Genomic DNA, 12,857 nt, shown 5'->3' on the forward strand with positions numbered 1-12,857 from the left:
GATTAGTAAAATATTGTTACCTCCCCTACCCCAATTATCTCTCATTTGTTTAGTTAATGCACGAAGTAAACGAATGTAACATATGCACCGTTTGTAACATCTATCACATTTGTAACTTTTACAACATTTATTCAAGAACTTTTAAAATTTCCTCTTGAACCTCAAGTTACTTTAGGTTATATGATAAACCTATACTTTAGATAGGAGGAATTTTGATGAATAAGGATAAAAGGTTTTCTATTGGTGAATTTTCAGAAAAGACAGGAATTCCAATTCCTACTTTGCATTACTATGATGAAATTGGTTTATTACAACCCGAAAAAAATCCTTCTTCAGGGCATCGCACGTACTATTTTCAAGATATTATTACCTTACAAAAAATTATTAGCCTGAAATTCCTAGGGTATAGCCTAGATAAAATAGCTAATTTGTTACATGAGGCAAGTTATAACGTTGATTTGAATGAAAGTTTATCTCTGCATTTAAATGCTTTAGTAAGTGAAAAGGAAAAAATTGAACAATCAATGCAAGCAATTAAAAGAGTAATAAAGTTAGTTGAAGGAGAAGTAGATAGTACGATATTATTTAGCCTTATATACAATATGAAAGTAGAACATAAACATGAAGAATGGATGGAACGCCATAGTTTAACGGACATCACAGAAGAGCTTTCAATCAAATCAGAGGAAGATAAAATTACCTTGGATAAAACATTTATTCAATTATCTAAAGAAATGAAACAATTATATGGTAAACCTATAGATGACTCCAAAGTACAAGAGATGGTCAAAAACTATTTAGATTCAATTTTTTCATTTCTTGGTGACGATTTAATACAAAAGTTAGCTGATACTAATGTGGAAGAACTGGATATTCAAGAACTTGAATATATGACAACTTCTCCTTTTACAGAGGATGAACAAAAATGGTTTAATCAAGCAATAGAGTTTTATATGAAGCAAGAAGAAATGGAATAAAAATAGCTCTATTTGTAGGGGCACAAGGCTCCTACATCATGCCTATGATAAGTTCATACTTAAAATCATCAATAGTTACATCTAAATCGTCGTTATCCCATCCACCTTCTACATCTTCACATTCAGCAATGTTAACGACATTCCTTACGATTTTGAAAAACAATCACAGGTACATCAGAAATAATTTCGTCCTCATCCCCTAAGATATTTTGCTGAAATACTTTCATGATTCGCCTCTCCTCATGTCGCAATATTCAAATTTTCTACTTTGGACTTATTTACAAAATCCACAAATACTAGAAATATTCAATCGACAAGTTGACATACAAACCATATAATATTAAGGTATAATAATCCAATAAGGAGGTTTTTATACAATTATGGAAGTATTATTTGCTCTTTTACCTATTCTTTTTCTAATAATTTTCTATGTTGTCCCCTTAGTATTTGGCGTTTGGTTCGTATTCAAAATTATTAGCATACATAATGAACAAACTCGAATTCTAAACAGTATAGCTGAAAAGCTAGATAAATAATGTACTAATGAGGTCTGCTATAGAAAGCTTTCTACTGCAAAACTACCACTTACTTTGATAACAATAGTTTGGATACCTAGTGATCTAATCTAGTACCAAGCGTCTGATTTATCCTTCTCCTGTTTGGATATTCCTACAGGAGAAGGACTTTGTATGGTATGAAATAAAAAAATAATTTCCCGGGTAAGCGCAAGAAACGACAAGTTTTACCTTATCAGCAGCAGAAGGACTTTGTGAGGTATATTACTGTTCAATGATTAATTTCTCTTGAGTAGGATCATCTTCAATTACTGAGTAATCCGTAACGTCCATAACATCGTTCATATCCTCTGTTACCTCGGTTTTAATCGTTTCGTCATCCTCTGTACCTAGTAAACTAGAAACATCTACATATTTGAGCACTAGTGTAGTACGAATTGTAGTCATAGCTAGTCGCATTAAACGGTCAACATCCATGTGTTTTGGTAAAGCCTGTGCCATTGCAGTTGTAATTACCATTTTTAGTAGCCTTCTTAATTGTTATACGTCTTGATAACGATTCTTTGATATTTTTTCATAAAAATTGGTTGTTCTTCTTTTAGTCGTTACTATCAAGTCGATTAGTTTGAACTGTTTTAAAAGTGACCTTGAAGTGATTAGAGTGCCCTTCTGCAACCTCACATGATTATTTTGAGTTGATTTTCATACTCTTTTCGTTGCTTTTCCTCAACCTTTATCAATTCAATTGCTTTTTAATGTTTGTCCTCGCTTAATGCTAACTTTGTCTAGGCATCGTTTCCACATTCATCTTTTACTGAATATTATAAGAACATAACTAATCAGTTGAGGTGAAATATGGATTACAATCATTTACGTTATCTTGCGATAGGCGATTCACTTACTGTAGGTATCGGCGTTCCGTTTTTGGACCCTGGATTTGTTGAATATTATAGATGTCTAAGCCAGCAAATTTTAAAAAAGCGTATTTCTTATCAAAAACATGCAAGGTCAGGAGCAACGACAGAGGATGTTTTAGCTATGCTTAATGCCCCGATTGTGACGGAAGCTGTAAAGTGTGCAAATATCATCACGATAACAGCTGGAGGGAATGATTTAATAAACGCTGCTAAAGAATTTCGAATAAGTAAAAATGAAGAAAGTATATCTCGAGCTATTAAGCAATCAGGGAAAAACATCTCAAAAATATTAGAAAAAATTCACCATCTAGACAAACAAGATAAATATATTTTACGGTTACAGAATTTATACAATCCATTTAGCGATATTCCTATAGCAGATGCGGGCATTAGAGCGTTTAATTCATTAATTAACAGTTTTGGTCGGGAATTGAATGTTAAAGTAGCTGATATCTATAGTGTATTTAAGGGGAATGAAAAAGCTTTATTATCATCAGGAGGAATTCATCCTAATAGTAGAGGATACTATCAAATGGCATTAGCTCTAAGTAGGCTCGGATATTCCCCTTTATAAGGCTAATGGCTGTCAGTTAATCTAATCCTGTTTGTTTTAAGCTATTACTTATTATTTTTCTAGCAAGAGGCTGACTATCATTGTCAGCCTCTTACAATGTAATAAAAATGAATCTTTGAACCATATCAGAAATGAAAATGACAGAATTTTAAATTCCTTTTTCAGGAAAATCACAACGCATTCACCTTATTCACATTTTCAAATTCTTTAGTCTTTTCCTGTAGTGTTTTTTTGACAAAAGATAAAATGATCGTTAGGATTCCAAATGTGTAGATGATCTGCACAGTATCCACGAAGCCATAAAACTCCATTAATTCGTCTAAGATAGAAACCTTTCGGAAAATGATCGTCTTCAGTTAGTTTTTCAGATGCTATTGTTATGGAACCAGATGGAGCTTTTTGTTGCTGTAAAGAATCCCCTGAATATTCTTCAGTTTGATCCAGATACTCCATCCTTAGGTGAGGTCCCAGCTCAAGCGGACATAATTTCAAACCAAGTTCCTCAGCTCTTTTAAAGATTCGATCCGTATTAGCTCCATCAGGAAAGCCAAGGTCTCCAACAGTTAGTTCAACAGTCTGCAGGCTGTACTTCTTATCAGAAGTCGTAAATTTATCATCAGTAAATAACTTCTCTCCATACTCATTCATCAAGATAGAGTACTGTTGCAATTTCTGAATAAGCTGTGATTTAGTAAGGCCACCAACTTCCACCGTTCTGGTAATAAATGGGCAACATGGGTATATTTCATTATTTTCAAAACACAATTGTAGTCACTCCTATCAAATTTGGTAATAGTTTGAAAATACAATACTATAGAAGATTATATTTAGTTATTCTGCAATGTACCAATAATTCCCCTTATTTAACTAACCTGTGCTGTTGATTTAATCCGGCTACTTTTCAAAATACTATTTCTTTCTCTATAAATTGTCCTACTAGATAGTTTCATCTACTTGGCAATTGCTCGCATGCTATTTCCCTCTAGCGTTCTGAAGAGTTTCTACATCCCTAACACCAATCACGTAAGGAATGCGTTTCTGAACTTCTACAACCTTTTGCGTACCTTAATGCGATAATTCAATGCATAAACACGGCGTTGAACTTCTGCAAACACTAGATCACTGGTACATTGCTGACTTTGGACCAATGTAGCTGTTGTTAGCATTAAAAAAATAATTTTGTTAGAATAATTTCATAAAAAGGAATGATACTATGAATCAATTAATCCAGTATATCAACTACCGACCAAGCTTGTAGGGCGTGCCGTAACATCCCTTGACCTCCTTGCAAGCTTTGGAGCTGATATTTGATGAAAAATCGTTCAAAAGCCTATATTCGCCATCAGAGAGAGCGAATTATTCGAAAAAAATTGACCATTGTTAAAAATGTTTTTTCATTGCCAGGAAATGAGTACAAACCTATACATGGCAAATTGAGCAAAGGTAAAGTTCATTGCTCTTGTAGAATGTGTAGATACGAACAGTATCACTCGATTCCAAAAGCAAAATTAAAAGCAAAATTAAAAGCTATGGAACAGGAAATAGACGAATATGTCTATTTCTTTTTTTCTATGTCGCAGATTCATTCGTTTAAAACTACTTTTTTCATTTGTAAAAAAAGCTTTTATTTTTCATTCATTTACTTTAATATCGATAAGGGCACCCCAAAAAAGAGATAGAGGTGCTGAAATGTACGGTATTATTAATTATGAAATGTTTTTATTAACAGGGATCTTATTAAATCTAATCCCTGGTGCGGACACCATGTATATTGTCGGTAGAAGTATTTCGCAAGGTAGAAAAGCTGGTATTTACTCTGTGTTTGGTATTATTACTGGCTCCTTAGTTCATACGTTATTAGTTTCTTTTGGCTTATCGCTCATACTTACAAAATCTATTGTATTATTTAATACCATTAAATTTATTGGTGTTATGTATCTCGTTTATTTAGGGATTAAAATGATACGTGATAAGTCAAACATCGGTTTCGAAGCATCGTCAAATAAATTAAACTTAAGAAAAATTTATATACAGGGACTTTTAACAAGTCTAACGAATCCAAAAGTTTCTTTATTTTTTATTGCGTTTCTCCCACAGTTTATAGATATTAAGGCATCAGGTCCTATTCCTTTTTTAATTTTAGGACTTACTTTTACAGCAACTGGACTACTATGGTGCTTATTTGTTGCTTATTTCTCTTCGTACATTACTAAAAAACTAAGAGGAAACCAAAAGGTAGGAATGATCCTGAATAAGATAACCGGAATGATATTTATTGGAATGGGGATAAAGTTGCTTCAAACGAAAGCCCCTTAATAAATTTATATAAAAATGCCCCCTATTATAAAAATGTTATATTGAATGTTAAATAGTTCACTTTTATTGAACAGTCCTTTCAAATTGAGAGGACTGCTTTCTTATTTATCCACTTCTTTTATTAAACATGTCTCTCATATTGTTCATTAGTTTATGTAGCATGTGAAGACGCTACGGCTTTTTTATTTTTTAATCTATTTCACAGGCAATTCACTATACAAACATAGCTATCACTTCATAATAATAGTAAGGTAAAGCTAATTTAGCCTTACACCTCCGAAGGTTTTACTGAGGGTCACTCCTATCCCAAGTGACCCTTTTTTATTTTCTTATCTAACAAAAAAATATTTTTTAATGCCTATAACTGCATGGTTTAACACCCCACTCCTTCTCTACAGCTAACATATTATATATTGTAGAAAGGAGGTGTGCTTTATGGGATACTATGGTGGAAATGTTGGTGGAATTAATAACTGCGGCTATTACGGCGGCGGATATGGTAATGGTTCAACATTTGCCTTAATTGTAGTTCTATTTATACTTCTAATTATTATCGGCGCTACTTTTATGAATAGAGAGTATTAACATTTTCGATTTAAGGGTCGCCCCCCCCAGCCTGGTGACCCTTTTATTCAATAAGATTATTTCACATTTTTTGTAATCAATGCTAATGTAAAAATACACATTATTCTAATACAACAACGGAGGTTACACTAAAAATGTTTCAGATTGAATTACACAGCCTTCGTAAATTTAGGGAGTAAAGTCTTTGTTTTACTTTCTTTTATTTTTTCCAAACTTCTCGTTTCCCCGCTTAAAATTACCCGTAATTTTAGCTAATAATAACTGTACGGCTGTTAGATTATCTTCAACTTCTTTGATCCTCGCAATAAGACGCTCAGCCTCCCCATCCTTTACAGTTTTTATTTGTTTCCCTTCGTAATATATGACAACCGTTCCTTTTTTCGTTATTTGATAATCAAACGGTTCTTCTTCACTTAATCTGTTTCGTTTATCTATTTCGCTCACTTCACCATCTCCCTAATTCTTATAGTTTCAAACATTATATTCAAAAAAATATGTTGATTCACTCGTTTTCTTAATTATTTTCAATATGTATCTGATGTAGTAAATAGTCTTCACCCAAACCGCTGTCTTTTGTATAAATGCCGTGGATTTTTATAAAAAAAATTAAGTCCATTCCATACATACAGATTTTATTCCCACCAATTAAGTTGATTAGTTTATAAAAACATATTCACATGTAATTTAAGACTGTTTTCTCAAAGATTGTTGCTAAATAGCATTAGATATTTAAAGGGAATGTTATATTTTGGATTATTGGAAAGGTCTAACGAAATAGTATAATTAAGCGTATTTAACTTATTTCGTAAGAGGTGCTGAGTTTGTTTAAAAAGAAAATATTAGTTGGACATTCAGAAGATGCTTTCCCGGCAATTATCGAACACTTAAAGAGAAGTAGCGTTCCGTTTGAACTAGGGATCAAAGATATTTTAAGGCAATCGTCTGGAAGATTCCGCTCGAAAAAAAATGATGAAGTATACATAGCGTTTTATACAGTCAAAGTTCGAAAAAAATATGAGGAACAAGTAAAAGCTATTGTTGAGCAGTATATGTCGCAAGAAGATGTGATGCAATGGTATAAAGTATCGAAAAAGAATGCTAGAAAATTAGAAAAGAAGGAAATGTTGTCTTTTTCAGTTGTGTCTGGTATAAACTACATAGCGATGACAATCATCCATCAAGGTAAGATTGATGGCGGGGGAATTGTTTCGTATATAGCTTGTGCGGTCATAATGATGACTGGTGCATTTTTGACGATAAGTAATTATAAGGAGATGCAAAAAGAATCGAGCTATTTGAGACTGATCGATATGGGATTGGCAATCATAGGTATTGGTGTGATGATTTATGCTGTTTCTTCTTTTTATCTTTACTTCGATAATATTCTCAGAAACATAAATATTTCTAGTGTTTTTTACCTTCTTTCCTTTAATCTTTTATTTACATATTCCGGTAATATAAAAATCAAACCCACTAGTATGAACCCTAAAGAATGTACTTATAATTCATAATTCATATGTATAGTATCATCTGCAAACTGACCCAAATACCGGACCGCCTCGGCAACTCAGTCTGTGCATGAACAACATAAAACTACCAGTCAAAAGAAAAATGTACCTATAATATAACCTTTATTCATAATGCTTGCATGACATTCTTCAAGGAAAAATCTCCTGAAATAAGTTAACTAACAACAAAATTTATGTTAACATATTATCAATCCAATTATTGGAGGTGTTTTTTTGACAGAAAAGAATAGAACATTACTTAGCTCGGTTAGTGGTTTGGCATTAGGTACAGTAGGAGGATATAGAATTTTTACAAACAACTTAGAAAGTATGTCAATGCTAGTAGCATATATTTTCTTTATTTGCGGTTTGATTGGTTTTATTTCTAGTGTTGTAAAGTTGTCTAGAATTTCTTGAACTTGCGTTGCTTTATTGCAACGCTTTTCTTATTACTATTGCACATTTTCTCTCAAGATTCTCTTAGCTTACCTACACAAATTAATAACCTCTTTTCCGGTTCTTTTTCACTGCCAATATTTCGGACATTCTTTAGTTGAAGTTTTTTTGAACGTCAGCTCAACACGTCATTCCGCTTCATCACTTACAGTTCACTTTTCTTTCTAAATCCCCTCGCATAGTAAGAGGGCTTCGTAGCATACAAAAAAGTCACTCATGTTTACTTATGAGTGACTAGACTATCGTGAGAGAAAACGAGCTAATTATTTTATACCCTTAAAAGCTTCAGTTTGCTCCTTAATTCCTTTTTCTGCAGCAAATCTTTCAATACTAGATGCACCAAAGAATCCAACAATTCCATCTACTCTTTCAATAATATAAGCAGCATCTTCCGGTTCTGCAATTGGACCTCCATGGCAAATCGCTAATATATCAGGATTTATAGACTTACCAGCATTAATAATTTTTCGGATTCGATCGGCACAGTCATCTAAAGTTAATGAAGTTTGTGCACCAATCGTTCCTTTTGTTGTTAATCCCATGTGGGCCACTAAAATATCTGCACCCGCTTCAGCCATTTTCTTTGCTTGCTCCTCATCGAAAACATATGGAGTAGTTAGTAAATCTAATTTATGAGCTTCTCTAATCATATCTACTTCTAAATCATAGCCCATTCCTGTTTCCTCTAGATTTTGACGAAAAACACCGTCAATTAATCCAACTGTAGGAAAATTTTGAACGCCACTAAACCCTTGATCTTTCAGCTGCTTTAAGAAAACTCCCATCACTTTAAAAGGGTCTGTTCCATTAACACCTGCTAGTACTGGGGTATCCTTTACAACGGGTAATACCTCATTACCCATTTCAACAACAATTTGGTTAGCATCACCATATGATAATAAACCTGCTAGTGAACCACGACCAGCCATTCTATAACGACCCGAGTTATAGACAATCAACATGTCTGCTCCCCCAGCTTCACTACTTTTAGCTGTAATTCCTGTACCCGCGCCAACACCTAGAAGAATATTTCCTTTTTTAATTTCTTCTTTAAAACGATTCAATATTTCTTGTCTCTGTAACATAATCGTTGTCCCTCGCTTTATTTTCTATTAATTCAATCAATTTTTTCGCTGAAGCTAGTGCAAACTCTTCGCTATTTATATCCGCATTGATTTCAATCATTTCCACTTTATGTTGGTCAACCTTTTCTCTTAATGTATCAAATAACATGTTGTCTTCCTCTAAACCGTAGAAAGGCTGTCCTTCAACATCAAGACCTGAGAGCCCTTTTAACGGTAAAAATAAAGCCGTGTACCCTTTAGCTAAAGCTAATTTTTCAGCAATCACTTCACCTATTTGCTTGTTCTCTTCAACAGATGTACGCATTAAAGTTACTGTCGGATTATGCTTATAAAATTTTCTTCCTACAAATTTATGAGGGACAGAATCAAATGGACCAAAGTTCACCATATCTATTGCACCCACTGATACAACTTGAGGAATTTGTTTTTTTGAAGCTGCCTCTAAACGATGCGGTCCAGCTTTCAATACGCCCCCAATTAACTCATCTGCCCATTCAGTAGTTGTAATGTCAAGAACACCATCTATAAATCCATTAGCAATTAAATTCTCCATTGTACGACCACCAACACCCGTTGCATGGAAAATTAATAACTCATATCCTTTAGCTTCCAAGAAATCTTTAGCCTGATTAATACAAGGTGTTGTCACTCCAAACATAGTTGCGGCAATAAGAGGCTTCTTTTTCTCTATAGTTTTATTTTCAAAGTTAAGCATTCCTGCTATCGCAAATACTGCATTCGTAAATATTTTTGTCGAAATTACATTTAAACCAGCTACATCTACTACTGACGGAATCATCATAATGTCGCTAGTCCCTACATACGGCTCCGTATTGCCAGAAGCGACTGTTGAAACCATTACTTTTGGAACACCAATTGGTAATGCCCTCATGCCAGTTGTTACAATAGATGACCCTCCAGTGCCTCCAAAGGATAGTACACCGTCGAATTTACCTTCTTCATACAATTTCGGTAAAAGCACTTCCATCCCTTTTGCAAGAACTGCGGTTGCATTTGCTCGGTCTCCTTTCGCTGCAATTTCTTGTATATCTTCTCTAGCTGCAGCAGCTACTTCAGCATTTGATACATCAGGCTCAAATGCTGGAGTAAAAACACCTGTATGGATCGTAAAAGTATTAAAACCTAACGATTCTATCAACTCTTTTACATATAAATATTCTTTTCCTTTTGAATCAAATGTTCCAGCCAAAGCAATTGTTTTCATATCAACTCTCTCCCTTCTTGATCTTTAAAATCATATAAGAAAGCGGTTTCATTTATTACTCCATTTCATAATACCGTTTTCTTTTAGGTGAGTTAATGTGCTTTTGTTCTATAAAATTGTCTCTTTGTTATTTTTTATATAGTTTTGAGGTGATACACCTTTATATTTTTTGAATATTTTACTAAAGTGAGTATAATCGGGATAACCTACCATTTCGGCAATATTATTTAGTGGTAATTTTTCTAATTTTAATATTTCAATTGCCCTATTAAGTCGAAAGTTAATAAGATATTCTGTAAATGAAATACCCACTTCTTTTTTGAATAATGTGCTTAAATAAGAACGAGACAAATTTAATATTTCTGCCACTTCATTCAATGATATTTCATCCATATAATGTAAACTAATGTACTTCTTGATAAAATTAATATAATCAGCTTGACTTCCTAGACCATCAGTAATTTTACCGATTAAATCATCCAACTGAAAATCGTTCGTTTGCTTAAATGATTTCGTAATATGTATGAGAGCTTGTTCATTTGGAATCCTTTCAAACACAGAACCTCCGATATAACCCATAATAGTAGTATCATCATACATATATTGAACATCTATTGGTTTATTAACCGGGCCTCCATAAATCATTTTAATAATGTTAGGATTTAGTTCATTACATCTATTAAAAATATTTACCGCCAACCTTTTGGCAGCCTGTAAAGATAAAATCTTTTTAGCTCCAAGTGATCCGCCATTTGTTAAACCTAAGTGAACACAAATTATATCTGCACCGGCCTCTATCATACTTATTGCTTGTTCTTCGCTAAATACAAAGGCCACTGTAAACAGCCCTTTTTCATTAGCGATACGAATAGCTTCTACCTCTTTATCATAAGTAATCCCTTGTTCCTCTAAAGCTTCTCTAAAAAGCCCATCTACTAAACCTATACTTGGATAATTATTAATGCCCGAAAATCCTCTTTGCTTAATTAAATCGATATAACTATCTAATTCAATTGTTGGATCTGTAGCACATAAACCAAAACAAACTGGAATTTTTTTGATCATAGGAATGATCTCTTTACTTGCAAAATCCATTACTACATCATTACTATTTGCATATGGTAAGAAACCAGCTAATGAACTTACACCCATTAATCTGAATCGTCCTGAATTTAGAGCTAAAATAAAATCTGCGCCGCCTTGTTCTGCATATTTAACCGTCATTCCAGAACCAGCAGCAACACCTAAAATATATTTATTTTTATTAATTTGTTTTCTTATATTATTTTTTATTTCATATTTATTATTTAGCTTGTCCTCCATATAATTTTCACCTCTACTAATACATTGTTTACTACGGATTTCCTAACTTTTAAAATGCGGCAAAAATCACTAGTATTTAATTCAAAACTCTTCTTAAATGGCAGTATAGTTCAGCTTTTAGAACTAATAAAAACCCTCACTTAAATCTCCCATAATCTCTTTACATCGACCAATTCTTGCCCATCGAATTCCATTCTGTATATGTCTGGCTTTGTTGTATGTAATAAAAAGTTCAGATCGTATTTACTATCATAAAACCGCATCATTAAAGTCATAACTGCACCATGTGTGCCAATTACTACTTTCTGTCCTTGATATGTATTTAATATTTCTTTTAAAACATTTATAGCACGTTTCTGGCAGTCAGCATTTGACTCACCTCCCTCTAAAGCATAGGTTGGGTCAGAAAATGACTTTTCTAATAAAGGGAATAATTCCTTGTCAGATATTCGCTTATCACCAACAATAAATGTTTGCTCTTTAAGGTCTTCAAATACAATTACTTCTTTTGCTATTTGTTCAGCTACTTTCTGAACAGTTAAGATTGAACGACTATACGGACTAGAGATAACAGTATCAATTCTCTCTTTTTTTAGAATATCAGTTATTCGTTGTGCGTCTATTCTACCTTTTTCAGTTAATTGTCTCGTTCTCTCATTTCCGTCTTTCGGTGAATCTCCATGTCGTACCATATATATGAATGTTTTCATAATGCCTCCTATAGTGCTTGAGTCTTTGAATCATTTATGAAACGAAACTAAAAATCAATATTGCTCGGAAGAACTTCTACTGTTCGACTTCTGATATCGGTAAGACTGTTGAATATTTAACTTCTCGTAAAGATAAATTCGTTTGAATTCGGGAAATGCCCAGTCTATTTAATTTTCTTATAAAGCGATCTAATTCTTTTCGATCTCGAATAACAACCTTTAAAAGATAATCATACTCTCCTGTTAAACAATGACATTCTAATATTTCCGGCATTATTTTTAAGGCCTTTTCCAAAGCTTCTAATTCCTTAGCTTGATGAATATTTGTACTCATGAATACATAGCACAGTAAATCGAATCCCAGTTTCTCTTGATTTAAAATGGCAACTTGTTTGTCAATAAACCCTTCACTTTCTAAACGTTTTATTCTTGTATGGGTTGCTGGTGGGGACAAATTCACCCGTCTCGCTATCTCTGCATTACTTATCTGGACCTCCCTCTGCAAAATATCTAGTAATTGGGTATCAATACTATCTAATAATTTTCTTTCAACATCTTTCATGCATTTTTCCCCCTCGTATATTAGTAGTAAGAGCTCTTTCCGATAGAATTTCCAGTTGATCCGGACAACTGGGGAATCTGTTGGATTTCCTATAGGAGATAGTC

Annotated in this window: 15 protein-coding genes; 7 read left to right on the forward strand and 8 right to left on the reverse strand. The window is 33.4% G+C overall.

All coding sequences use genetic code 11. The features are described from left to right. The first annotated feature begins 215 nt into the window (after positions 1-215). The gene (locus tag ACIQ7T_RS19550; RefSeq protein WP_402872745.1) at positions 216-977 is read left to right on the forward strand and encodes a MerR family transcriptional regulator; all 762 of its coding nucleotides are present in this window, start codon (positions 216-218) and stop codon (positions 975-977) included. A gap of 779 nt (positions 978-1,756) precedes the next feature. Here ACIQ7T_RS19550 and ACIQ7T_RS19555 read toward each other — a convergent pair. After that, on the reverse strand, positions 1,757-2,011 hold the full coding sequence (locus ACIQ7T_RS19555) for a hypothetical protein (RefSeq protein WP_370080223.1): 255 nt from the start codon (positions 2,009-2,011) through the stop codon (positions 1,757-1,759). Positions 2,012-2,347: 336 nt separating this feature from the next. Between ACIQ7T_RS19555 and ACIQ7T_RS19560 the strand changes: the two genes are divergently transcribed. Then, positions 2,348-2,983 (forward strand): GDSL-type esterase/lipase family protein, encoded by a 636-nt coding sequence (locus ACIQ7T_RS19560; RefSeq protein WP_402872748.1) that lies wholly within the window; start codon positions 2,348-2,350, stop codon positions 2,981-2,983. Positions 2,984-3,190: 207 nt separating this feature from the next. Here ACIQ7T_RS19560 and ACIQ7T_RS19565 read toward each other — a convergent pair whose 3' ends face one another. Then, a complete protein-coding gene (locus ACIQ7T_RS19565) occupies positions 3,191-3,748 on the reverse strand; it encodes a helicase (protein WP_402872751.1) in 558 nt (185 codons plus the stop codon). Positions 3,749-4,293: 545 nt separating this feature from the next. Here ACIQ7T_RS19565 and ACIQ7T_RS19570 point away from each other — a divergent pair. The 3 genes from ACIQ7T_RS19570 to ACIQ7T_RS19580 all read left to right on the forward strand — a co-directional run bounded on the left by ACIQ7T_RS19570 (position 4,294) and on the right by ACIQ7T_RS19580 (position 5,884). Continuing rightward, positions 4,294-4,662 (forward strand): hypothetical protein, encoded by a 369-nt coding sequence (locus ACIQ7T_RS19570; protein ID WP_402872754.1) that lies wholly within the window; start codon positions 4,294-4,296, stop codon positions 4,660-4,662. Between the two features lie 10 nt (positions 4,663-4,672). Further along, complete coding sequence (locus ACIQ7T_RS19575) at positions 4,673-5,299, forward strand: LysE family translocator (protein ID WP_370080231.1); 627 nt, start codon at positions 4,673-4,675, stop codon at positions 5,297-5,299. A 435-nt stretch (positions 5,300-5,734) separates the two neighbouring features. Beyond that, the gene (locus ACIQ7T_RS19580; RefSeq protein WP_370080233.1) at positions 5,735-5,884 is read left to right on the forward strand and encodes a YjcZ family sporulation protein; all 150 of its coding nucleotides are present in this window, start codon (positions 5,735-5,737) and stop codon (positions 5,882-5,884) included. 189 nt (positions 5,885-6,073) lie between these two features. On the opposite strand, the gene ACIQ7T_RS19585 is transcribed toward ACIQ7T_RS19580, so the two are convergent. After that, entirely contained in the window at positions 6,074-6,328 is a 255-nt protein-coding gene (locus ACIQ7T_RS19585; protein ID WP_402872758.1) for a hypothetical protein, read from the reverse strand. 377 nt (positions 6,329-6,705) lie between these two features. On the opposite strand from ACIQ7T_RS19585, the gene ACIQ7T_RS19590 reads away from it, so the two are divergent. Then, positions 6,706-7,395: a hypothetical protein gene (locus ACIQ7T_RS19590; RefSeq protein ID WP_402872761.1), complete on the forward strand. Its 690-nt coding sequence runs from the start codon at positions 6,706-6,708 to the stop codon at positions 7,393-7,395. Between the two features lie 231 nt (positions 7,396-7,626). Beyond that, the gene (locus ACIQ7T_RS19595) at positions 7,627-7,809 is read left to right on the forward strand and encodes a hypothetical protein (RefSeq protein ID WP_370080241.1); all 183 of its coding nucleotides are present in this window, start codon (positions 7,627-7,629) and stop codon (positions 7,807-7,809) included. Positions 7,810-8,111: 302 nt separating this feature from the next. On the opposite strand, the gene ACIQ7T_RS19600 is transcribed toward ACIQ7T_RS19595, so the two are convergent. The 5 genes from ACIQ7T_RS19600 to ACIQ7T_RS19620 all read right to left on the reverse strand — a co-directional run bounded on the left by ACIQ7T_RS19600 (position 8,112) and on the right by ACIQ7T_RS19620 (position 12,753). Further along, a complete protein-coding gene (locus ACIQ7T_RS19600) occupies positions 8,112-8,933 on the reverse strand; it encodes a phosphoenolpyruvate hydrolase family protein (RefSeq protein ID WP_402872764.1) in 822 nt (273 codons plus the stop codon). Beyond that, complete coding sequence (locus ACIQ7T_RS19605; protein ID WP_402872767.1) at positions 8,899-10,158, reverse strand: Tm-1-like ATP-binding domain-containing protein; 1,260 nt, start codon at positions 10,156-10,158, stop codon at positions 8,899-8,901. Before ACIQ7T_RS19605 ends, ACIQ7T_RS19600 begins: the two co-directional genes overlap by 35 nt. 108 nt (positions 10,159-10,266) lie before the next feature. Beyond that, entirely contained in the window at positions 10,267-11,481 is a 1,215-nt protein-coding gene (locus ACIQ7T_RS19610) for a phosphoenolpyruvate hydrolase family protein (protein ID WP_370080246.1), read from the reverse strand. 140 nt (positions 11,482-11,621) lie between these two features. After that, positions 11,622-12,191: a histidine phosphatase family protein gene (locus ACIQ7T_RS19615; protein ID WP_370080248.1), complete on the reverse strand. Its 570-nt coding sequence runs from the start codon at positions 12,189-12,191 to the stop codon at positions 11,622-11,624. Positions 12,192-12,267: 76 nt separating this feature from the next. Then, on the reverse strand, positions 12,268-12,753 hold the full coding sequence (locus tag ACIQ7T_RS19620) for an Lrp/AsnC family transcriptional regulator (RefSeq protein WP_370080250.1): 486 nt from the start codon (positions 12,751-12,753) through the stop codon (positions 12,268-12,270). Between the last annotated feature and the right edge of the window lie 104 nt (positions 12,754-12,857).

Source organism: Lysinibacillus sp. NPDC096212, assembly GCF_044763105.1.
GTDB lineage: Bacteria > Bacillota > Bacilli > Bacillales_A > Planococcaceae > Lysinibacillus.